A 20,886-nucleotide genomic window follows, 5' to 3' on the forward strand; every position below is an offset into this window, starting at 1 on the left:
ACGACACCGCATGAGGATAGCTAACCAGTCGGTGTCGACGCCGTGGCTTGCGGTCGTCGTGCTGGCAGTCGTGATTCTCGTTGCCTCCGTGATTCCGGTTCCAGCAGCGACGCCACGGACAGATCCGACCGGCAGCGTCGACACCACGACGCTGCTCCATATCGTCGGCTACGTGACGCTCGCTGCGGCTGGGGTCATCGCGGTCGCACGCGAGGGGTGGCCGGGGCGTCGTCGCCCGCGTCGCATCGAAATCAGTGCTGTCGCCAGCATCGTCGCCCTCGTCGCGCTGTTCGGCGTCGGCACCGAACTCTTGCAGGCAACAATCCCGTGGCGAACCTTCGCGGTCGCCGAAGTCGGACTCAACGCCGCGAGCGCGGCGGTCGGCGGCCTGCTCGCAACGATGTGGTTTTACCGTCCAGTCGAATAAGGTCAGCAATGAGTAAGCCGAGTCCGGAGGTCTACGAGGAAGACCGCGGGATGGACGCCCACAACTCCGTCATGCGGGAGATCCGCGGACTGAAGGAGAAACACTACGACCCCCACGAGCCGACCCGCGTCTGGCTCGACGAGGATAACACGCCCGGCGGCGTCTACGACTCGCTGACGATTATTCTCAACACCGGCGGCTGTCGGTGGGCACGGGCCGGCGGCTGTACGATGTGTGGCTATGTCGCCGAAAGCGTCGAGGGCGGCAGCGTCGCCCACGACGCGCTGATGGATCAGATTCAGGCCTGCCTCGACCACGAGGCCAACAACGCCGACGAACCCGCCGACCTCATCAAAATCTATACCTCCGGATCGTTCCTCGACGAACGCGAGGTCGGCGCGGAAACGCGGCAGGCAATCGCGGAAACGTTCAGCGACCGCGAGCGGATCGTCGTCGAATCGCTGCCCGATTTCGTTGACCACGAGAAGATCACGGACTTCACCGACCACGGACTCGCTGTTGATATCGCGGTCGGCCTCGAAACCGCGACCGACCGGGTTCGCCACGACTGCGTGAACAAGTACTTCGATTTCGCCGACTTCGAGGACGCCTGCGAAACCGCACAGGATGCCGGCGCGGGGATCAAGGCCTATCTCCTCATGAAGCCGCCCTTCCTCTCAGAGCGAGAGGCCCGCGACGACATGGTCGACTCGGTGCGCCGCTGTGCCGCCGTCGATGGCTGTCACACGGTGTCGATGAACCCCTGTAACGTCCAGCAGTACACGATGGTCAACGAACTGTTCCGGGCGGGCGGCTACCGCCCGCCGTGGCTCTGGTCGGTCGCCGACGTACTGGAGCGGACTGCCGATGTCGACGCCATCGTCGTCTCCGACCCCGTCGGCCACGGCTCAGATCGCGGCCCGCACAACTGCGGCGAGTGCGACGATAGAGTCCAAAAGGCGATCAAGGATTTCGATCTGCGGCAGGATCCCTCAGTGTTCGAACAGGTCACTTGTGAGTGTGAGCGAACGTGGGAGCTTGTGATCGAGGAAGAGACGAGCTACGCGATGCCGCTGGCGCGGTAGCGAACGGGGCTGCGGAGAGCCGCAACCTAATCGTCGTCGTCCTGCTTGTACGCGCCGCTGCGACGTTTGATCGTGTAGATATCGAGCGTCTTTGTCGAACGATTACAGACAGCACCAAGTCGAAACTGCCCGATCCGAAGTTTCGAATACGGTGCGCCGGTCAGCGGTTCGAGATAGTCGTCGGGATCGCGCCACTGGTCGGCGACGATTTCGTCCAGTTTGTCGGTGATCCGCATCCGAGAGTGTTCGTCGAGATCGTCGTACGCCTGTTTTGCAGGTGTCCGAAACTGCCACGTCCATTCCTCCTCCTCACTCATTGTCGAGGATTTCGTCGCGGCTGAACGTCTCGCTGTCGCCCGTCCGACGGGCGTACTCAACGGCGGCGATCTCCTTCCAGCTTTCGCGGGTCAGTCCCGGATGTTTGACCGTATCCCGGAGTGCGTCGCGGATGAACTCGCTGCGGCTGTTGTAACCCTCTTCCTGCCACGTCGCATCGATATCTTCGAGGAACGATTCCGTTAGTCGGATGTTGATATTCGTTTTCGCCGGTTCGCCGCCATCATCTGTATCTGTACTCGACATACAAACGAGTTACACGCCATCAGTGAAAAGGGTACGGCAGAAGTGGTTGGCTGTCCTGATTACGCACGGAAGCCGGTCAGAATATTCTCGCCGTCAGTGCCGCCAACATCAGGTAGCGTCGCCCGCTCGGGGTGCGGCATCAACACGGCGACCGAGTCGCGCTCGCCGAGGATGCCGGCGACGTTGTGCGTCGAGCCGTTGGGGTTCGCCTCATCGGTGAGATTGCCGTCGGCATCGCAGTAGCGGAACAGCACGCGGTCGTTGGCGACGAGGTCGTCGTATCGCTCCTCGGCGATCTCGAAGCGGCCCTCGCCGTGGGCGATGGGGATCTCAATTACGTCGCCTTCCTCAAAGTGCTCAGTCCACGGTGTATCGGCGTGTTCGACGCGCAGGTGGACGTGTTCACACTGGAAGCGCGCGCTCTTGTTCGTCGTGAACGCGCCTTCGGTAAGGCCGGATTCACAGCCGATCTGCGCGCCGTTGCAGACGCCGAGCACGGGCGTACCGTCGGCAGCCGCGTCTCGCACTTCGTCCATGATCGGCGAGCGAGCGGCCATCGCGCCAGCTCGGAGATAATCGCCGTACGAGAAGCCACCGGGAACCACGATGCCGGTGGTATCCGCTGGGAGGCCGTCCTCGTGCCAGACGCGTTCGGCGTCGATGTCGAGAGACGCCAGGGCACGAACCGCATCGCGATCGCAGTTCGAGCCGCCGAACTGGATGACCGCGACCGTCATGCGGACTCCGCGGCGGGGGCCGCCGACACCTCGTAGTCGTGGATCGTCGGATTCGCCAGCAGGCGTTCAGCCATCGACTCGGCGCGCTGTTCGGCTTCGGCGGCGTCGTCGGCCTCAAGGTCGATCTCGAAGCGATCGGCCGAGCGGAGTTCGGAGAGCTCGAAGCCGAGCCGTTCAAGCGCCTGCTTGGTCGTCTCGGCTTCCGGATCAAGGACGCCGTGTTTCAGGCGGACGGTCACGGTCGCGGTGTAGGCGGTCATTACCGTCGACTGGGTGAGGGGCGCGAAAAACTCTTTTGAACCGGCGGTTCGGAGCGAGTTGGCGTCGTCGCGATCAGGCAAACAGCTGTCGAGCGTCGTCGACAGCCTCGACGAGGGCGTCGATCTCCTCGCGGGTGTTGTAGACGTAGAAGGATGCTCTGGCGGAGGCTGCCGCCCCGAGGGTATCGTGGAGCGGTTGGGTACAGTGGTCGCCGGCCCGGATCGCGACGGCGAAATCGTTGAGGATGCTGGAGAGGTCGTGGGCGTGGACGCCGTCGACGTTGAAGCCGACCAGCCCACCGCGGTCGTCGCCCGGCGGGCCGTAGATCGTCACGTCGTCGTAGCGGTTCAGCTGATCGTAGGCGTACTCCGCCAGCAACTCCTCGTGGGCCTGAACGTTTGCCATCCCGATGTCCTCGAGATACTCGATGGCGGCATCGAGGGCGATCGCCTGGGCGATCGAGGGGTTCCGGCCTCGAACTTCCACGGGAGGTCTTCCCATGTTGAGTCTTCATAGGTGACCTTCCGGATCATGTCGCCGCCGTAGAGATACGGCTGCATCGACTCAAGCAGGTGTTCCTTGCCGTAGAGAACGCCGATCCCGGTCGGCCCAAGCATCTTGTGGCCCGAAAAGGCGAGAAAGTCGGCGTCGATCTCGCCGACATCGACCGGGCGCGTCGGTACGGATTGAGCCCCGTCGACAAAGGAGTAGGCGTCGACCTCGTGGGCCATCTCGGTGATCTCGGCGACAGGGTTGATCGTCCCGAGAGCATTGGAGATGTGGACGAGCGAGACCATCTTCGTTGAGTCGTCGATCAGCTCGGCGGCGTGTTCCATATCGAGGCGACCCTCGTCGTCGATCTCGATAAACCGGAGTTCCGCGCCGGTGCGCTTGCAGATCTGCTGCCAGGTCACCAGCGAGGCGTGGTGTTCCATCTGGGTGGTGACGACCGAATCGCCCTCGCCGAGTTCGGCCAGCCCCCACGCGTAGGCAACGAGGTTCATCGCCTCGGTGGTGTTTTTCGTGAAGATGATCTCCTCGCGGCCGTCGGCGCCGATGAAGTCGGCGACCGTGTCGTGGGCCTCCTCGTAAGCGACGGAGGCTTCCTGGCTCAACTGGTGGATGCCGCGGTGGACATTGGCGTTGTAGCTGTAGTAGTAGTCGACGATGCTGTCGACGACAGCTTTCGGCGTTTGGCTGGTCGCGGCGTTGTCGAGATACACCAGCGGTTCGGTGTCGTCGTCGCCCTCGCCGGGGGTGGTCACGTCGCCGCCGACGTTGCGGTCGAGTACCGGGAAATCAGCCCGGATCGCCTCGACATCGATCGGATAGGCGTCCTGCGTACTCATTACCCGCCTGTAGGGCCCCCGGGGGTAACACGTCTTCGGTTCGCCTAAGAATGTGCAATGAGCAACGGTTTCGTTACGCCGAAAACACAAGCTAAATCCACAACAGTTGGGCGTGTTCGGTGCCGTCAACATCCAGCACCCGCTCCTCGTCGATCAGACCGGCGTCGACGGCGACGCCGACCGATTCCTCGCCGACGAGGTTGCCGACGGTCGCCCCCTGCAGGGCGTCGATAACGGCCTCGGGATCGGCGTCGGTCGCCTCCTCGCCAGCGTAGAACTCCTCGGTCACCTCCAAGGAGATATCGCCGTCCTCGTAGGTCTCACCGAGACAGTCCTCATCGCAGACGGAGACAAGCACACCTTTGGCTGTATCCCGCTCCCGCAGTAACATTAGAACTCCTCGGTCAACTCTTCCTCGGCCTCCGCGCGGATCTCCTCGGCCTGCTCGATGGCTTCCTGGGCTTCCTCCTCGCGACCCAACTCTTCGAGGGCTTGGGCTTTCTCTTCGAGGATATCGGCGTTGCGCATCCCCAACCGGATCGCGTTGTCGAAGGCGTTGAGCGCGTCCTCGGTCAGGCCGCGTTCGCTGAGGAAGAAGCCGCGGTTGTACCACGCCTGCGGGAACCGGGGGTCGATCTCGACGGCGCGTTCGGCGTGTTCGAGGGCTTCCTCGGTGCGGCCAAACTCCCACAGCGCGTAGGCGAGGTTGGTTTCGGCGGTCGCTGCGTGCTCGGAATCCTCATCGATGCGGAGAGCCTCCTCGTAGGCCCCGATGGCCTGATCGAACTCCTCCAGTTGGCCGTGGGCGACGCCCTTGTTGACCCAGGCCTCCTGAGCCTCGATCGAGTCCTCGTCAGCAAAGCGGGCGGCGCGCTCAAAGGCGGCGGTGGCCTCCTCGAAGCGGTTGATCTCCATGTAGGAGAGCCCGACATCGATGAGCTCCGGGACGTCGACCTGCTCGGCGGAGACGTTGTGCTTGTCGAGGACATCGGTCAACACACGGGAGTCGACCGGGTCGACCTGGTCGGGATCGACGCCCAGATCCGTCGGATCGAGGGTAAACTCCTCGTAGTCCTCGTCGACGCCTTGTCCCTCCGAGAAGGCATGTGAGCGATCGTCGGCATCGTCTGTCATACCCGCTCGTTCGACGCCGCGTCGGGTAAGGGTTGCGTCAGGCTACGGTCGCCCCAACGCCTTTTTCGCCACCGCCGCAACTCCCTGTATGCGATACGGCGTTGTGGCTGACATCCACGGTAATCTCCCCGCCTTCGAAGCCGTGATCGACGCGATGCCTGCGGTCGATCGGTGGCTCTGTGCCGGCGATATCGTCGGCTACAACCCCTGGCCCGCCGAATGCGTCGCCCGCGTTCGGGAACTCGACGCCGCGACCGTCATGGGCAACCACGACCGCGCGGTCGCCAGCGACACCGGCTTCCGGTTTAATTCGATGGCCGCCGCCGGTGTCAGCTACGCCCGCGAGAAACTCGACGATGACGCCATCGACTGGCTCGCTGCCCTCCCGAACCGCCGAACCATCGACGGCGGCGAGATCCTGATCGTCCACGGCCACCCCGAGAACCCGGATCGCTACACCTACCCCGAGGAGTTTGACCCCGGGATGCTGGAGGATAGCGCTCGCGTGACAATCACCGGCCACACGCACGTGCAGGGGGTTCGGGAGTTCGAGGAAGGCGTCGTCATGAATCCCGGCAGTGTCGGCCAGCCACGCGACGGCGACCCGGAGGCCGCGTTTGCGGTGCTCGATATCGATACGGAAACAAAGAACGTCAATGTCGAGACCCGCCGCGTCGCCTACGATATCGACCGCGTGATCAACGCTGTCGAGGACGCAGAACTACCGAGAAAAATCGGGACGCGGCTGCGTGACGGGCGGTAGCGACCACCCGAGCGCCACTATACTTCGCGTTGGACGATCTCTAAGGTTTCTTCGCGGTCGTCCCAAGCGACAAACAGCGCGACCGAGGTCGCACTCGTGATCACGTCATGGAGGTTGATCCCGGCGTCGGCGATCGGCGTCAGGACGCCCTGGATGACGCCGGGTCGGTTCGGGAGCTCGCCGCCGGTGACCCGGATGACGGCGATGTCGTCTTCGACAGTGACACTTGAGAGCGTGTTGCCGCTGACAACCTGCTCGTGGAGCACTGGTTCGGCCTCATCAGCCAACTCACTGTCGACGTAGAAGGTGATCGAATCCATCCCGCTGGCGACGGCGTCGATGTTGATTCCGGCGTTCCGCAGCGCGTCAGAGAGATCCGCCAAGATGCCGGGGCTGTTGCGGATCGACCGCCCGGCGACGGTCAGACAGGCGAGTTTCTGTTCCTGCATGTCGATAAGGTTCTGGAACTCGCCTTCGATCTGGGTGCCGCCGGTCAGCAGATCGCCGTGTTGGTAGTGGACGACCCGCACATCGAGATGTTCGTGTTTGTACGACAGCGCGCTTGGGGCAACGACCTCCGCCCCACGGAAGGAGAGATTCCGGAGCTCATCAACGGAGATGCGGCCGACGTTGCGCGCGCCTTCGACGACCCGGGGGTCGCCGGTCATGACGCCCTCAACATCGGTGACGATGACGACCTCGTCGGCGTTCATGTAGTTGCCGAGCATGACCGCGGTCGTATCCGAGCCACCACGACCTGGCGTTGTGATATCGCCGCCCTCGTTTTGGGCGAGGAAGCCGGTGATGACGGGAACCACGCCGTCGAGTTGCCCCGCAAGATCGGTGGCGCGTTTCTTTGTCGCCTCAACGTCGACCTCGCCGACATCGTTGGTGATGATCGGCCACTCGTCGCTGCCGGGCTCCAAAAAGAGGGCCTCAACATCCCGCGCGGCGAGTGCGGCCTTCAGCATCCGGACGCTGGTGCGTTCACCCATCGAGACGATCTCCGCGCGATCCTCGTCGGAGACATCGAACTCGATGTCATCGAGCAGATCATCGGTTGTCGATCCCATCGCGCTGGCGACGACGGCGATCTGGTGGCCGGCCTCGACGGCAGCGGCGATCGAATCCGCCGCCCGGTTGATCCGCTCGCCGGTACCCAGACTCGTCCCGCCGAACTTGGCGACGACCCGCATCACCACACCTCCCGTGACGCTGTAGTCAGCACAGTGCTCCCGGTGTCGTAACGACGCATGCCCGGCCGTTGCGTGGGGACCTGCATAACGTTGTTCACTCCGTGTCGCCGGGGCGTCGCCGTCGGCAGGGTCGCCGACGCCGGAGTCGGCTGGCTTTTTGTCCGCCGGCCATGGAGAAACGGGTATGCAAACGCTGACCGAAAAGCGGGTCTTCGGCGCGAAAACCGGTGTCACCGATATCTTCGTCAGCACCGACAGCGGGGTCGCCGCTGTCACCGTTTCAGCCGACCAGATCGGCGCGTTCGGCCTTACCCATCGAGGCTCGGCAACCGCGGTTGCGGCGACGGGCGACCGGCTTGTCGTTGGTACCGATGAGGGGTTGCTCGCGGCTGATATCGACGCCGCCGACCGGAGTGCCGACGTGCCCGATCCGACGTTCGATGCCATCGGTGGCGACACGATCGACGCGGTATCGGCTGTCGCTCTCACACCCGAGGGGCTGATTGTCGCCGACGGCGATGGGATCGTCTACCGCGGCGAGCACGCCGAATCGGTCACCGAGCCGCCGGCCTGGCAGCGACTCGGGGCGACCGACGAGGTTCGGGCGATCGATGCCGGCCTACTCGCAGCGGCCGACGGGGTCTACCGCATCGATGACGACGGACTGACCAACACCGGTCTCACCGATGTCCATGCGGTGACCGGCGTCAGCCAGCCGCTGGCGGCGACAGCCGATGGCCTGTTTCGGCTGGCCAACGGCTGGCAGTCGATCGCCGATGGCGCGTTTCGGGCGGTTGCCGCCGACGGCCACGGCCATGCCCACGCCGTCGGCGAGGCGGGCCTGCTCGTTCGCTCGGCCGACGACGGCGCGTGGACGACGACCACCCCACCGGTCGAGGCACCGATCGTCGATCTGGCAGCCGATCGCGGGATCGTCGCGGCGGTTACCGACGACGGGACGCTGTGTGTCACCGCCGGTGACGGGTGGCGACACCAGCGACTCGGTCTGCCGGGCGCCCGGGGCGTCGCCATCGGTGGCGGCACGGATGGCTCGTAAGCGACCCACACCGAAACCCCGTTTAGGGGTGGCTGAACTAGGGATCGTATGGCTACGATCGTACCCGCACCGAGCTCCCAGTCGGTGGCGGCCGCGCTTGCGGCGACCGGCGTCGGCACGCTGACGACCCCGACCTACGAGTGGTTCACCGACGACGAAACGCTGCTGTCGGTTCCCGAGTTCGACGACGACGCGGCGATCGTCGTCGGCTCGACGGCGACCAACGATGCCCACATTGAACTCCTCCAACTTCAGGATGCAGTCCGGGAGGCTGGCGCAACCGATATCACGACGGTCATCCCGTATCTCGGCTACGCCCGACAGGATCAGGCGTTCAAAACCGGCCAGCCGGTCTCGGCCCGGGCGATGGCGAAGGCGATCTCGACCGGCACCGATCGGGTGATCGTCGTCAACCCTCACGAGCCAGACGTGACCGATTTCTTCACCGTGCCGACCGAGGCGGTCGATGCGGCCGCCGCCCTCGCCGACCCGCTCGACGATCTGTCGGAGCCACTGTTTGTCGCCCCTGACGAGGGAGCCACCACACTGGCGACGACGACGCGGGACGCCTACGGCGAGGGTGAGGTGGACTACTTCGAGAAGGAACGCGACTACGACACCGGCGCGGTCGAGGTGACACCGAGCGACGCCACCGTCGAGGGACGGGATGTGGTGCTCGTCGACGACATCATCGCTACCGGCGGCACGATGAGCGGCGCGATCGATGCCCTCCACGACCACGACGTGGGCCGCGTCTATGCCTGCTGTGTCCATCCCGTGTTGGCCGGCGCGGCACGAACGAAACTCGCCGCCGCCGGCGTCGAGGCTGTCATCGGCACCGATACTATCGAACGCGCGGTCAGCGATGTGAGCGTCGCCCCTGCTATCGCTGACGTGCTTCGGTGATGCTCTCCGCGACCGGGAGCGCCGCCACCAACGTTCATATCGCCGCCGGTCGAAAGGCCGCCTATGCCAACGATCTTCGAGCAGATCGTCGATGGTGAGATCCCAGCGCGTATCGTCCACGAAACCGACACCACGCTCGCGTTTCTTGATGCCAATCCGTTAGCCCGCGGCCACACACTCGTCATCCCGAAAGAGCCCTACGAACAGCTTGATGATCTCCCGGCCGAGATTGCCAGCGACGTGTTCAGCGTCGTCCACGAGTTGACACCGGTTGTTGAGGAGGCTGTCGACGCCGACGCGACGACGATCGGGATCAACAACGGCGAGGCCGCCGGCCAGGAGATCCCCCACGCGCATGTCCACATCATCCCGCGGTTCGAGGGCGACGGCGGCGGGCCGATTCACGCGATCTCGCCGACCAACCCAGAGCCCACCGAGGACGAACTCGACGCCATCGAAGACGCGATCAGCCAGGCCTAAGCGGCCGCCAGTCGGGCTTACGAGACCATACCGTGGTCTCGGCATCGGATAAAAAACGTCCACAAGCCCACACACTTGTTACGTATCTAACTAATATATCGCTCGGTGCGAATACTGGGGGTTACAGTATGGCTCCCAAACATCCCCGCTGTCCGGACTGCGACGGGCAGTTGCGAACCGAGGCTGAGGAAACGGTCTGTAGCGACTGCGGACTCGTCGTCGACACCGACCGCATCGACCACGGCCCCGAGTGGCGATCGTTCGACGACAGTCGAACCAACCCCAAACGAACCGGCGCGCCGTTGACCGAGGCCCGCCACGACAGAGGGCTATCGACCGAAATCGGCTATGATCGAGAGCTCAGCGAGCATCGCCGCCGGAAATTCATCCGGCTGCGACGCCAGCACAACCGCGCCCGGATCGGGCGCAAACGCGACCGCAATCAGTTCTATGCGTTCCAAGAGATTCGACGGCTGATCAGCACGGAGTCGCTGCCGACACCGGTGCGCGATCAAGCCTGTTCGCTGTTCCGCACCGCCCAGAAGGAAAGTCTGCTTCGGGGTCGCTCACTGGAGGGGTTTGCGGCGGCCTGCGTCTACGCCGCCTGTCGGATCAACACGGTATCCCGAACGATCGAGGAAACGGTCGCCACAGCAAAGGCCGACCGCGCGGAGTTTCAGGCTGCCTACGACGCGCTCAACCGTGAACTCGGGTTGCCAGTCGAGCCGACCAGTCCCGCCGAGTACCTCCCGCGGTATGCAAGCGAGTTAGAGCTCTCAAGTGCTGTCGAACGCCGCGCCCAGGAGCTTGTCGACCGCACGAGAGAGGAGGGGATCGCCAACGGGCGCAACCCGAGCGGAGTCGCCGCGGCCTGTCTGTACACCGCCGCCAAGGAGTTAGACGCTGAGGTAACCCAGCGTGAGGTCGCCGAGGTCGCCTCGGTAACACCGGTGACGATACGAAATACGTTTCAGGCACTGGCGGCGGAGCCGCCAACACAGTAGTGAATGGTGTGCTGCAACCACATCACTTCGCCTCACAGCCGCATTCCGGCGCAGACACCACTCCGCCGTCCCTCACTCTGACTCAGGGATGATATACACGTCGCCGCCATCCTTCACGACTGGCACGGTCTCGGCGTCGCGATCAACAAAATCGGGACGAGCAACGGTTTTCGCCTCGTAGCTCTCGGGGTCAAGCAGCTGGATCGAGTGTTCGTCCTCGACTGTCACGACGGTCGTCTCAACAGCATCCCGTCGGTGGCCGATCGGTTCGACGGTGGGCAGCCCATCGCCGTCGCCGCTTGCCTCGTAGGGGTCGCCGGTCGTGAGTCGTCGCCCTGTTAGGTTGTTGTGCGCGCTCCGTACCAGTACTGGCCCGTCGCCGTCCTCAGGGTCGACCACGTCGCCGGCGGTGTATTTTGGGAGGCGAGCGACGAAGGTGACCCGGTAGACCTCGTTGCCATCGCTGTCCTCGGTCACCAGGGTTGGGTGGTCGTCGACGGTGCCGCCGAAGCGGTCGGTGATGCGGTTGGCGACAGCCTGCCCGAGTTTGTTTGTCGAGAGCTTGATCGTCGGGCCGGCATCGTCATCGGTGTCGATCTCTGTGATAAACGCCTCTCTGTCGCCATCGGCTTCCTTGCCGGCGACGTAGCTCTCGGCGATCTCGATGGCCTCGGCGGCCTCCTCGTCGGTGGGCTCACGATCCTCAGCACGCACCTGGACGATGCTGGCGTAGTAGCCGCCGGCGATCCGGCCACAGCGATCGCAGACCTCCTTGGCGATCCGGACGGGCACGATCAGTTCTTCCTCAAGCAGGGTCTCACGAACAACCCCCGAGAAGGTGCAGTGCATTCGGATCGTCGTCTCGTCGACCTGTTCGGGCTCGACGCCCCACTCGACGTTGGCGGCGTCGATGTGGACGGACAGCGACTCGCTGACGGCGTCGATGGCGATGTCGGTGTAGTCAACGGCACCAACATCGACCCAGCGGTTGCCGCGGTGCACCGCGCCACAGCGGCCACAGACCGTCACCTGCACGCGCTCGGGCGCATCAATAAAGTCGAATTCGTCGAAATAGCAGCTATCACAGAGCGCGTCGCTGTCGGCCCGCGGCGCGCCGGGCCGCGGTTCGGCCCGCTCGGCGACCGTCTCGCCGCACTCCGGACAGAAGCCGCGTGACTCAGTCATCATCGGCCGATAGACGCGGCGGCTGGTTAAGCGGCGCGAATCGGCTGCCGTCGCCGCCGCGACCTCACCGCTTATGTGTGGAGAACCCGACGCTGTCAGTATGGGTTCAGGCTACACCGTTGGGATCGATCTGGGGACGACACGCAGCGCGGTCGCCTACGTCGCCGGCGGCGATCCGGAGGTGATCACGACGGGCAACAGCGGCGAATCGGTCATCCCCTCGGTGGTGCAGTTCACCGAGGACGGCGAGGTCAACGTCGGCCAGACGGCCGCCAATCTCGCCGTCCAACACCCCGAACGGACGGTCACCGAGATCAAACGCGAGATGGGGGTGAGGAGCCGATCTCGGTCGCCGGTGAGGAGTACCTCCCCGAACAGATATCCAGCCTGATTCTCGAACACGTCATCGATGAAGCCGAGGCAAGCATCGGCCGCGACGTTGACAGCGCGGTGATCACGGTGCCGGCGTACTTCGACGATCCGAAACGCACCGCAACCGAGACCGCCGGTGAGATCGCTGGCCTTGAGGTCGAACGCCTACTGCCGGAGCCGAGTGCGGCCTGTCTCGCCTACGGGCTCCATGAGAGTAAACTCGGCTCCGGGGCGGCCGAACTCGCCTTTGTCTACGACCTCGGCGGCGGCACCTTCGATGCGACGCTCGTCGAGATCGATTACGAGATCAACAGCGTCGAAACCCTGCATACCGCTGGCGACAACGAGCTTGGCGGCAGTGACTGGACCGAGCGAATCGTCGAGTGGATGATCGAGCAGATCCACGCCGACACCGGGGTCGACATCGACGACAATCCCGAGCAGTTAGCGCGAATTCGACAGGAGGCCAAAAGCGCGAAACATCGGCTGTCGGATCTCCCCTCGACGGATGTGAGCGTTCCCTTCGTCGTTCCGGAGCAGTCCTACACCTTTGCGGAGACGCTGAGCCGCGAGCAGTTTGAAGAACTCACGGCTGATCTCGCCGCCGCGACAACCGAGCCGCTAGATGACCTCTTTTCGCGGGCTGACTACACGCCCGACGACGTCGACAAGGTGCTTCTCGTCGGTGGATCGGTACGGATGCCCCACATCCAGGAGCTCGTCAGCGACTACTTTGGCCAGGAGGCCTCAAATGAGATCAACCCCGAGGAGGCCGTCGCCCTCGGCGCGGCGATCCAAGCGGAGATCATCGACGAGGGTGGCGCGGACGCCTCGGCGATGTTGCCCGGCGAAACTGAGGATATCGTGTTGATCGATGTGGTACCGCAGTCGCTTGGAGTGCGACTCTCGGATGGCTCGATCGACCACATCATCGAACAGGACGAACAGATCCCGACCTCGACACGGAAGGAAAGCTACGGCACCGTCGAGGAAGGTCAGACCTCGGTGCAGATCCGGGTCTACCAGGGCGAAGGCGACACAGCCGCGGAAAACACCAAGATCGGCACCGCCGTCCTGCGGGATATCCCGCCGCGGCCGCCGGGTGAGCCATCGCTGGCTGTCGAGTTTCGGATCACGACCGACGGCCAGCTTGAGGTGACTGGCGAGGATCTCAAAACCGGCAAGCAGGTCGAAACCGCGATCGAATCGGCGCTCAGACACTCCCCCGAGGAGATCGACGACCTCGGTGAGGAGCTGCCGGCACTGCGTGAGCCCTAAATGCCCGACAGCTACGGGGGAACGCCGTCGGCCGACTCCTACTACGAGCGACTCGGCGTCGACCCCGATGCCAGCGAGGAGGCGATCAAGCGCGCGAGCAAACTCGCTAAACGTTCGGTTCACCCGGACAACAACAGTAGCGAGCAGGCGACCGCCGAACGCGAGTTTGATCGGGTGACCGACGCCGCCGACGCGCTGACCGACAGCGAGTCGCGGGCCGCCTACGACACCTTCATCGACGACCAAGGAACAGCCACCGGCACCGATCGCTACGAAGAGTGGGACGCGGCCGGCCGACCAAAATCGCCGACAGCGTGGCTCTCGGAGCCGCGCTCAAGCGGGTCGTCGTCGACAGCGAACACATCGACGACACAGACAGCAGATACCTCGACCACGGCGTCGACATCAACATCTTCGCGCACACGCACGAACGCGAGTCGGGAGACGAACGCAAACCACCGCCCAAACGATCGCCGGCGACCGGGCGAACAGACAGCAGCGTCGACACCGACCGATGAGACAGCCGAGACGGCGGCAAACGAGAGTGCCACCGCGGCCGCCAGCACCCCTGAGGCCGAAGCACAAGAAGCGGCCGAGACAGCGTCAACAACGCCGACCGGGCGGCCAAACTCCAAGCGCGCACCGGAAAGCGTGCTGGGTGAAGATCCCGAGGAGCTCTACAGCAAATACGTGCTTGACTCCGATGCCGCGTGGGGGTCAGGCGAGGCCGAGGCGGGACAGACTGGAGGCGGTAGCGGCACCGCAGGCGTGGCACCCTCCGTGGCGGGAGCCGTTGTGTCGCGGTTCGTCTCCGCCGAGGTCGCCGCCGACATCAATCGGGTCGCCGCCGCGCCGAAACCGTGGTGGCTCCGTGGTGGCCTCGCCGTCGTCCTGTTAGCCCTCGCGGTAGTGGTCGGCCCGATCGCCGAGCGTCTCGCGTTGCTTCCCTTTGTCGCGGTGCCACGGATCGGCCTGTGGCTGTATCCGACGCTTGCTGCTGGGGTGATACTCGCCCCGGAGCTGGTTCCACTCGAAACATCGGCTGGCTGGCTGGCGGCCTACGCCGGGCTATCGATCGGCTACGTCCTGCTTGGCCGTTGGCTTCGCATGGCGTGACAAGGGTGAGGTTCCATCAATCCGACTGCTTCGGTAAGGTTTAGCCCATCGAACACCTACCTGTGGGTATGCAATGGAAGACAGATTGGGGACTCCGTGGACGGATGGTGTTCACGATGTTCCTGCTGTTCGCCCTCTACATCGTCTTTGTCGGGATTCTGGCGGTCTACTGGGGCAACATCCTTGGGATCGTCGTGGTGATGGGGCTGTTCTCGTTCGCCCAACTCTTCTTCAGCGACAAGATGGCCCTCTACAGCATGGGGGCCCGCGTCGTCGACGAAAATGAGGCGCCTGAACTGCACCGCACGACCGAGCGGCTGCCCAACAGGCTGATCTCCCAAAGCCACAGATCGCCATCGCCGACACCCGCGTGCCGAACGCGTTTGCGACAGGCCGCAACCAGAAAAATGCGACCGTCGCCGTCACACAAGGGCTGTTGAACACGCTGAACCAAGAGGAGCTTGAGGGCGTCATCGCCCACGAGCTCGCCCACGTGAAAAACCGCGATGTGATGGTGATGACCATCGCCTCGTTCCTCTCGACGCTGGCGTTCATCGTCGTCCGCTGGGGCTGGCTGTTCAGTGGCGACGGCCGGAACCAGGCCCCGGTGTACGTGGCGATCATCGCTTCGCTGCTCGTGTGGGTCGTGTCGTTCTTCCTGATCCGCGCATTGAGCCGGTACCGCGAGTACGCGGCCGACCGCGGGGCGGCGTCGATCACGGGCAATCCCTCGGCGTTGGCCTCCGCGCTGATGAGCATCGACGGTCGGATGGATCGCGTGCCGGATGACGACCTCCGCGATCAGGCCGAGATGAACGCGTTCTTCATCATCCCGATTCGCTCGGGGATCGTCGGCAAGCTCGCCAGCAGCCACCCGCCGACGGAAAAACGGATCGAGAAGCTCCGCGAGCTGGAACGCGAACAGGAAACGGCCTGAGCCGCTGACGACTTCCACGCGGAGCCGCGACGACGACCCTTTTACCGCCGGCCACCAACGATTAGCTATGGGTTTGATGGACACCGTCCGGTCGATCTTCGGCGTTTCCGCCGAGACTGACGCGACACGGAAGGCCGACCCCGAGGATCTGTTCGGGATGTCGACGGCGTATATGACGATGGAGGCCGATCTCGGCTATGAGAACGCCGGCAAAGCCGCACTCTGCTTTTCGTCGGTCGATAGTACGGATTTCAGCGACACCGTCGACGAGGTCAAATCGATTCTGGAAGCTGGCGAATCCGACACGGGAACCACGTTTGACACCCACAGCGACGATCACGGCTACAGCTGGGTCGTCCTCGACGACACCGACCCCGAGGATCTACTGACGACGATCCATTTCGCGGCCGATACGTTCATCGAACAGGGGTATGGCTCCCGGCTGTTGGCGGCCGTCTTCGCCTTCGACAAAAGCGGTACCGACCACGCCTACTGGATCTACTCCTTCCGCCGGGGGCGTACTACCCCTTTGTGCCGGAGGGCGACCACGAACGAGACAACCAAGCCGAGTTCAAACTCCAGTCGGTGCTGGACGGCGAACTCGACATCGAGAGCGACGAGCAGTATTGGTATCCGCTGTGGCCCGACCGTCCCGGTGGCTACCCGTGGGAGTAACGCGGACAGCAGCCCGGCATAATTCATATACTATATGCAGCCCAATGACTGGGTGAAGGCATGTCACGAACCACCGCCACCATCCCGGAGGATCTCACCGATCTCATGGACGGAGCCATCAGCGCGGGGATCTTCGAGAACAAAAGCGATGCCATCCGCCATGTCCTCCGAGAATATTTTGCGGAACACCAGAACGCACGGATCGCAGCGGCGGTGTCGCTGTACGACAGCGGTGAGATCACACTCGGCACGGCGGCACGCCTTGCCGATGTCAACCGCTTTGAGATGCGGGACATCCTGCGAGAAGAGGAGGTAGCACTCCGGGTTGGCCCGGAGGATATGGCTGCCGCACGCGGGGAGATCGAGACCGCCCGCAATCTTGAATGACACCGCCGACACACGCGACCGTTCTCAACACCACGGTTCTCTCGAACTTTGCGCAGGTAGCTCACGTTGAGTTGCTGTTAGCCCTCCCGCGGGTTGTAACGGTGGAAGCGGTAGAAGAGGAACTGAAAGCCGGTGTGGAAACTCATTCGTACATTGACAACGCGCTGGCTGTCCTCGGCGACGAGATACCGGTCATCAGCCCTGCGTCGTCGGCAACACAGGTTGAATCGGAACTGCTCGAATCACTCGATCCCGGCGAAGCGCAGGCGGTGGCCGTGGCAGCGGTCACAGATGGACTGGTAGTCACCGATGACGGCGATGCGCGCACAACTGCGAAACAACGTAGTCTCGATCTCACCGGCTCCATCGGTCTCCTGTTCGATTTGTCGACAACGACCGGCTCTCGGCAGCAACGGCCGACACCTATCTCAAACGCTGGATCGATGAAGCCGGGTTCCGGTCGCCCGCCCGCGATTTCGAACACTTTCTCGATCAATAGCATCACTACGAAGTCGACACCGACGCTCTCGGCACAGAAGTCGCTGAGACGGTATCCTGCCGAGTTGTCGACGCCACAGGCGAGTCACAGTAGCACAACTCTTCACTTTCACTACGCTGTTAACGAGGCTTTATATGCGAAAGCGAGCAACGTCAGGGCACAATGGCTGAGGATGAACTCGAAACGCTGCCCGGTGTCGGGCCGGCAACCGCGGACAAACTCGTCGACGCAGGATACGACAACTACCAGAGCATCGCCGTCGCCTCCCCGGGCGAGCTCTCGAATCAAGCCGATATCGGCGATAGCACGGCCAGCGATATCATCAACGCCGCGCGCGAGGCCGCCGATGTTGGCGGCTTCGAGACCGGCGAAACGATCCTCGAACGCCGCCAAGAGATCGGTAAGCTCTCCTGGCAGATCGACGAGGTCGACGACTTGCTCGGCGGCGGGATGGAAACCCAGTCGATCACCGAGGTCTACGGTGAGTTCGGTGCGGGCAAATCTCAGGTCACCCACCAGATGGCCGTCAACGTTCAACTGCCGCCCGAACAGGGCGGGCTCCGCGGCTCGGCGATCTTCGTCGACACCGAGGACACGTTCCGCCCCGAGCGGATCGACGACATGGTGCGCGGCCTCGACGACGAGATCCTCCAGGCAACGCTGGACGACCGCGAGATGGAAGGCTCGATCGACGACGAGGAGACGATGGAAGCGCTCGTCGCCGACTTCCTCGATCGGATCCACGTCGCCAAGGCGTTCAACTCCGACCACCAGATCCTGCTGGCCGAGAAGGCCAAGGAGCTCGCCGGCGAACACGAAGACAGCGAGTGGCCCGTCCGGATGGTCTGTGTCGACTCCCTAACAGCGCATTTCCGCGCTGAGTACGTTGGCCGCGGCGAACTCGCCGAACGCCAACAGAAACTCAACAAACACCTCCACGACCTGATGCGGATCGGCGATCTCTACAACACCTCGATTCTCGTCACCAACCAGGTCGCCTCCAACCCCGATTCCTACTTCGGCGATCCGACCCAGCCGATCGGTGGCAACATCCTTGGCCACACCTCCACGTTCCGGATCTACCTTCGCAAATCGAAAGGCGACAAGCGGATCGTCCGGCTGGTCGACGCACCGAACCTCGCCGACGGCGAGGCCGTGATGCGTGTCCAAAATGAAGGGCTGAAACCGGAGTAACGCTGCCGTGGTGCCGTTCCTCGCTGTGACGCACCCTGCATAGCTCCGATCAGCTGTCTCAGACTGTTGCTCCTTATCGTCTGCAGTGACAACTTCGATCAACGCCCACTCGCGGGGGTGTCGCGTGCCCGCAGAGCCGCCGCTGAGCCCGGTGAGAGATGACCTCCAGACGAAACAAACGTCGCCCTCGAGTCGACATCCGTTTCATTCCGTGGCAAAAATTGTATCCCCACCGACCGTCTGCGACCTTATATGCATATTATTTGATCCTATATTTGACACTCGTATATAATTTAGGTGCTATTTCTTGAATTGTCAACGGATACCATTATATATGTCCGCTCCATGAGCTACGACCGTGATTCAGAGCACAAACACACGGCGTGATCACAAAATGACCATGAATCGTAAACCAAGCACACGCGTTTCGACGGAGCAATAACAATGACTGATATAGCCACAGCGGTCGAAGCAATCAACAACACCTGGATCCTGACAGTATCGTTCCTGATCTTCTTCATGCACGCGGGCTTCGCCATGCTCGAAGCCGGGCAGGTTCGCTCGAAGAACGTCGCCAACCAGCTCACCAAAAACATGCTCACGTGGGCTGTTGGTGTCACCGTGTTCTTCCTGATCGGCACCGGCTTTACGAGCCTGGTGACCGGCGGCGGCTTTGCGCCGGCAGCTGGCTCCGGCGGCTACGTCGGCTGGTTCTACGGGGCTGTCTTCGCGATGACCGCCGCGACGATCGTTTCCGGTGCCGTCGCCGGACGTGCGAAGCTCCGTGCCTACGTCACCTACACCTTCCTGCTGGCCGCGGTGATCTACCCGATGGTCATCGCGATGACGTGGTCGTCGCCCGGCGCAGGACTTGTCGAACAGCTCACCGGCACCGCCTTCGCCGACTTCGCTGGTGGGATGATCGTCCACGGGATGGGCGGGGTCGCCGGCCTCACGGCCGCTGCGATTCTTGGCCCGCGGATGGATCGCTACGCTGAGGATGGCTCCCTGAACGTCATCCCCGGCCACTCGATGACCTTTGCCGTTCTCGGCACGCTGATGCTGTGTTTCGGCTGGTACGGGTTCAACGTCGGCACCGCCGGCGCCTTCGATCTCGGCAACGGAGCAAACACGCTGAGCCTCATCGTGATGACGACGACGATCGCGATGGCGACCGGCGCGCTCGGCGCGGCCGGCGTTGCCTACCTCAAATCCGGCAAGGTTGATACGCTGTACACCGCCAACGGGATGCTCGCCGGACTGGCCGGCATCACCGCGATCACGAACACAACCTCTTGGTGGGGTGCCATCGTGGTTGGCCTGCTGGCCGGCGCACAGCTCCCGATCGTCTTCGAGTTCGTCTCGGAGAAGCTCAAGATCGACGACGTCTGTGCGGTCTTCCCCGTCCACGGCAGTGCCGGCATCCTCGGCACGCTGTTGATGCCGTTCGTCGCAGTGCCGGGTGCCGTCGACTCGGTTGCCAATCAGTTCATCGCCCAGCTTGTCGGTGTCGTCATCATCGGCGGCTGGACGCTCACCGCGACCGCGATCATCTGGTACGCGTTCAAGGCGATGGGTGAGGCACGTGTCACCCCCGACCACGAGCAGGACGGCCTCGACCTCGCCGAACACGGCGTCGAGACCTACCCCGAATTCGGTGGCGACCGCGTTGCCACCGATGGCTTCGGCCCGACTGACGACGACGAGATCCGCACCGACGGTGGCGAAGAGACTGAACTCCGCACTGATGGCGGCCGCGAACTCCGTACCGACGGCGGCGAGCCGGATCTGAAGATGGTCTTCTCGGTCGTCCGCCCCGAGAAACTCGGCGATGTAAAGAAGGCACTCGCCGAAGCCGGCGCGCCCTCGCTGACAGTCACAAACGTCTCCGGGCGTGGCAGCCAACCCGCGAAAAAGGTAGCTGGCGCGGCGAGGAGTACACGGTCGATCTCCACCAGAAGGTCAAAATCGAGTGCGTCGTCGCCGATGTCGACGCCGAAGCGGTCGCCGGGGCGATCAAGGAGGCCGCCAACACCGGCGAACCGGGCGACGGCAAGATCTTCGTTCTCGATGTTGAGGACGCGATCCAGATCCGCACCGGCAAGGAGGGCACCGAAGCGGTCTGACTGACAGTCCCAGAGCCACTGTCGCCCACCGCTCTCACCCCAGGTGGCGACGCACCACACATCACGGCTGACCCGTCACTGACACCTGTCGTCCCTTTTCAGCGACCACAAACCGCCAGCGGCAGCGCTGCTGTGA

19 protein-coding genes and 5 pseudogenes are annotated in these 20,886 nt (G+C 63.5%); 15 read left to right on the top strand and 9 right to left on the bottom strand.

Annotated features, from left to right (window positions below):
* Window positions 1–10: 10 nt before the first annotated feature.
* On the top strand, window positions 11–427 hold the full coding sequence (locus ACFQJB_RS10195; RefSeq protein WP_379726873.1) for a hypothetical protein: 417 nt from the start codon (window positions 11–13) through the stop codon (window positions 425–427).
* 8 nt (window positions 428–435) lie between these two features.
* The gene (locus ACFQJB_RS10200; protein ID WP_379726876.1) at window positions 436–1,512 is read left to right on the top strand and encodes an archaeosine biosynthesis radical SAM protein RaSEA; all 1,077 of its coding nucleotides are present in this window, start codon (window positions 436–438) and stop codon (window positions 1,510–1,512) included.
* A gap of 26 nt (window positions 1,513–1,538) precedes the next feature.
* Here the strand turns inward: ACFQJB_RS10200 and ACFQJB_RS10205 are convergent, their stop codons facing one another.
* The 7 genes and pseudogenes from ACFQJB_RS10205 to ACFQJB_RS10235 form a co-directional block, all read right to left on the bottom strand.
* Window positions 1,539–1,829 carry a type II toxin-antitoxin system RelE family toxin gene (locus tag ACFQJB_RS10205; RefSeq protein WP_379726879.1) on the bottom strand — a complete coding sequence of 97 codons (291 nt, stop codon included), beginning with the start codon at window positions 1,827–1,829 and terminating at the stop codon, window positions 1,539–1,541.
* Complete coding sequence (locus ACFQJB_RS10210) at window positions 1,822–2,094, bottom strand: ribbon-helix-helix domain-containing protein (protein ID WP_379726882.1); 273 nt, start codon at window positions 2,092–2,094, stop codon at window positions 1,822–1,824. The genes ACFQJB_RS10205 and ACFQJB_RS10210 overlap by 8 nt, the downstream gene beginning before the upstream one ends.
* Before the next feature lie 59 nt (window positions 2,095–2,153).
* A complete protein-coding gene (purQ, locus tag ACFQJB_RS10215) occupies window positions 2,154–2,831 on the bottom strand; it encodes a phosphoribosylformylglycinamidine synthase I (protein ID WP_379726885.1) in 678 nt (225 codons plus the stop codon).
* The gene (gene purS, locus ACFQJB_RS10220; protein ID WP_379726888.1) at window positions 2,828–3,091 is read right to left on the bottom strand and encodes a phosphoribosylformylglycinamidine synthase subunit PurS; all 264 of its coding nucleotides are present in this window, start codon (window positions 3,089–3,091) and stop codon (window positions 2,828–2,830) included. The genes purQ and purS overlap by 4 nt, the downstream gene beginning before the upstream one ends.
* 73 nt (window positions 3,092–3,164) lie before the next feature.
* Window positions 3,165–4,441 (bottom strand): annotated as a pseudogene (locus ACFQJB_RS10225) (aminotransferase class V-fold PLP-dependent enzyme).
* Window positions 4,442–4,532: 91 nt separating this feature from the next.
* Window positions 4,533–4,832, bottom strand: a complete 300-nt coding sequence (locus ACFQJB_RS10230) for a DUF424 domain-containing protein (protein WP_120103492.1) — start codon at window positions 4,830–4,832, stop codon at window positions 4,533–4,535.
* A gap of 5 nt (window positions 4,833–4,837) precedes the next feature.
* A pseudogene (locus ACFQJB_RS10235) lies at window positions 4,838–5,575 on the bottom strand (tetratricopeptide repeat protein); the annotation flags it as partial.
* A gap of 88 nt (window positions 5,576–5,663) precedes the next feature.
* On the opposite strand from ACFQJB_RS10235, the gene ACFQJB_RS10240 reads away from it, so the two are divergent.
* A complete protein-coding gene (locus ACFQJB_RS10240; RefSeq protein WP_379726892.1) occupies window positions 5,664–6,338 on the top strand; it encodes a metallophosphoesterase family protein in 675 nt (224 codons plus the stop codon).
* A 17-nt stretch (window positions 6,339–6,355) separates the two neighbouring features.
* On the opposite strand, the gene ACFQJB_RS10245 is transcribed toward ACFQJB_RS10240, so the two are convergent.
* Complete coding sequence (locus ACFQJB_RS10245) at window positions 6,356–7,534, bottom strand: aspartate kinase (RefSeq protein ID WP_379726895.1); 1,179 nt, start codon at window positions 7,532–7,534, stop codon at window positions 6,356–6,358.
* 184 nt (window positions 7,535–7,718) lie between these two features.
* Here ACFQJB_RS10245 and ACFQJB_RS10250 point away from each other — a divergent pair, with 184 nt between their 5' ends.
* The 4 genes from ACFQJB_RS10250 (at window position 7,719) to ACFQJB_RS10265 (ending at window position 10,981) form a co-directional block, all read left to right on the top strand.
* Window positions 7,719–8,591 carry an HVO_0234 family beta-propeller protein gene (locus ACFQJB_RS10250; RefSeq protein ID WP_379726898.1) on the top strand — a complete coding sequence of 291 codons (873 nt, stop codon included), beginning with the start codon at window positions 7,719–7,721 and terminating at the stop codon, window positions 8,589–8,591.
* 48 nt (window positions 8,592–8,639) lie between these two features.
* Window positions 8,640–9,497 (top strand): ribose-phosphate diphosphokinase, encoded by an 858-nt coding sequence (prs, locus tag ACFQJB_RS10255; protein ID WP_379726901.1) that lies wholly within the window; start codon window positions 8,640–8,642, stop codon window positions 9,495–9,497.
* A 63-nt stretch (window positions 9,498–9,560) separates the two neighbouring features.
* A complete protein-coding gene (locus tag ACFQJB_RS10260; RefSeq protein WP_379726904.1) occupies window positions 9,561–9,977 on the top strand; it encodes an HIT family protein in 417 nt (138 codons plus the stop codon).
* Window positions 9,978–10,105: 128 nt separating this feature from the next.
* Complete coding sequence (locus tag ACFQJB_RS10265; RefSeq protein ID WP_379726907.1) at window positions 10,106–10,981, top strand: transcription initiation factor IIB; 876 nt, start codon at window positions 10,106–10,108, stop codon at window positions 10,979–10,981.
* A gap of 72 nt (window positions 10,982–11,053) precedes the next feature.
* Here the strand turns inward: ACFQJB_RS10265 and ACFQJB_RS10270 are convergent, their stop codons facing one another.
* The gene (locus ACFQJB_RS10270; protein WP_379726910.1) at window positions 11,054–12,166 is read right to left on the bottom strand and encodes a 60S ribosomal export protein NMD3; all 1,113 of its coding nucleotides are present in this window, start codon (window positions 12,164–12,166) and stop codon (window positions 11,054–11,056) included.
* 100 nt (window positions 12,167–12,266) lie between these two features.
* Here ACFQJB_RS10270 and ACFQJB_RS10275 point away from each other — a divergent pair, with 100 nt between their 5' ends.
* From ACFQJB_RS10275 to ACFQJB_RS10310, 8 genes and pseudogenes are all read left to right on the top strand, one after another.
* Window positions 12,267–12,557 carry an Hsp70 family protein gene (locus ACFQJB_RS10275; protein WP_379728022.1) on the top strand — a complete coding sequence of 97 codons (291 nt, stop codon included), beginning with the start codon at window positions 12,267–12,269 and terminating at the stop codon, window positions 12,555–12,557.
* The gene (locus ACFQJB_RS10280) at window positions 12,557–13,816 is read left to right on the top strand and encodes an Hsp70 family protein (protein ID WP_379728024.1); all 1,260 of its coding nucleotides are present in this window, start codon (window positions 12,557–12,559) and stop codon (window positions 13,814–13,816) included. Before ACFQJB_RS10275 ends, ACFQJB_RS10280 begins: the two co-directional genes overlap by 1 nt.
* Window positions 13,817–14,932: a J domain-containing protein gene (locus tag ACFQJB_RS10285; RefSeq protein WP_379726913.1), complete on the top strand. Its 1,116-nt coding sequence runs from the start codon at window positions 13,817–13,819 to the stop codon at window positions 14,930–14,932. It begins immediately after the preceding gene.
* A 68-nt stretch (window positions 14,933–15,000) separates the two neighbouring features.
* Window positions 15,001–15,869: pseudogene (gene htpX / locus ACFQJB_RS10290) on the top strand (zinc metalloprotease HtpX).
* 67 nt (window positions 15,870–15,936) lie between these two features.
* Window positions 15,937–16,544, top strand: a pseudogene (gene pspAB / locus ACFQJB_RS10295) (PspA-associated protein PspAB).
* A gap of 60 nt (window positions 16,545–16,604) precedes the next feature.
* Window positions 16,605–16,931, top strand: a complete 327-nt coding sequence (locus ACFQJB_RS10300) for a UPF0175 family protein (RefSeq protein ID WP_379726916.1) — start codon at window positions 16,605–16,607, stop codon at window positions 16,929–16,931.
* Window positions 16,932–17,592: 661 nt separating this feature from the next.
* On the top strand, window positions 17,593–18,624 hold the full coding sequence (gene radA, locus ACFQJB_RS10305) for a DNA repair and recombination protein RadA (RefSeq protein WP_120103503.1): 1,032 nt from the start codon (window positions 17,593–17,595) through the stop codon (window positions 18,622–18,624).
* A 444-nt stretch (window positions 18,625–19,068) separates the two neighbouring features.
* Window positions 19,069–20,750: pseudogene (locus tag ACFQJB_RS10310) on the top strand (ammonium transporter).
* Window positions 20,751–20,886 lie beyond the last annotated feature (136 nt).

It is taken from the genome of Halonotius sp. GCM10025705 (genome assembly GCF_042662885.1).
Classification (GTDB): domain Archaea; phylum Halobacteriota; class Halobacteria; order Halobacteriales; family Haloferacaceae; genus Halonotius; species Halonotius aquaticus.

Coding starts and splice junctions, on each gene's coding strand:
- ACFQJB_RS10265 (WP_379726907.1), top strand. CDS start 10,106: ATGGCTCCCAAACATCCCCGCTGTCCGGACTGCGACGGGCAGTTGCGA.
- ACFQJB_RS10230 (WP_120103492.1), bottom strand. CDS start 4,832: ATGTTACTGCGGGAGCGGGATACAGCCAAAGGTGTGCTTGTCTCCGTC.
- ACFQJB_RS10195 (WP_379726873.1), top strand. CDS start 11: ATGAGGATAGCTAACCAGTCGGTGTCGACGCCGTGGCTTGCGGTCGTC.
- ACFQJB_RS10250 (WP_379726898.1), top strand. CDS start 7,719: ATGCAAACGCTGACCGAAAAGCGGGTCTTCGGCGCGAAAACCGGTGTC.
- ACFQJB_RS10300 (WP_379726916.1), top strand. CDS start 16,605: ATGTCACGAACCACCGCCACCATCCCGGAGGATCTCACCGATCTCATG.
- ACFQJB_RS10205 (WP_379726879.1), bottom strand. CDS start 1,829: ATGAGTGAGGAGGAGGAATGGACGTGGCAGTTTCGGACACCTGCAAAA.
- ACFQJB_RS10240 (WP_379726892.1), top strand. CDS start 5,664: ATGCGATACGGCGTTGTGGCTGACATCCACGGTAATCTCCCCGCCTTC.
- ACFQJB_RS10245 (WP_379726895.1), bottom strand. CDS start 7,534: ATGCGGGTCGTCGCCAAGTTCGGCGGGACGAGTCTGGGTACCGGCGAG.
- ACFQJB_RS10210 (WP_379726882.1), bottom strand. CDS start 2,094: ATGTCGAGTACAGATACAGATGATGGCGGCGAACCGGCGAAAACGAAT.
- ACFQJB_RS10270 (WP_379726910.1), bottom strand. CDS start 12,166: ATGACTGAGTCACGCGGCTTCTGTCCGGAGTGCGGCGAGACGGTCGCC.
- purQ (WP_379726885.1), bottom strand. CDS start 2,831: ATGACGGTCGCGGTCATCCAGTTCGGCGGCTCGAACTGCGATCGCGAT.
- ACFQJB_RS10200 (WP_379726876.1), top strand. CDS start 436: ATGAGTAAGCCGAGTCCGGAGGTCTACGAGGAAGACCGCGGGATGGAC.
- ACFQJB_RS10275 (WP_379728022.1), top strand. CDS start 12,267: ATGGGTTCAGGCTACACCGTTGGGATCGATCTGGGGACGACACGCAGC.
- prs (WP_379726901.1), top strand. CDS start 8,640: ATGGCTACGATCGTACCCGCACCGAGCTCCCAGTCGGTGGCGGCCGCG.
- ACFQJB_RS10285 (WP_379726913.1), top strand. CDS start 13,817: ATGCCCGACAGCTACGGGGGAACGCCGTCGGCCGACTCCTACTACGAG.
- ACFQJB_RS10260 (WP_379726904.1), top strand. CDS start 9,561: ATGCCAACGATCTTCGAGCAGATCGTCGATGGTGAGATCCCAGCGCGT.
- radA (WP_120103503.1), top strand. CDS start 17,593: ATGGCTGAGGATGAACTCGAAACGCTGCCCGGTGTCGGGCCGGCAACC.
- purS (WP_379726888.1), bottom strand. CDS start 3,091: ATGACCGCCTACACCGCGACCGTGACCGTCCGCCTGAAACACGGCGTC.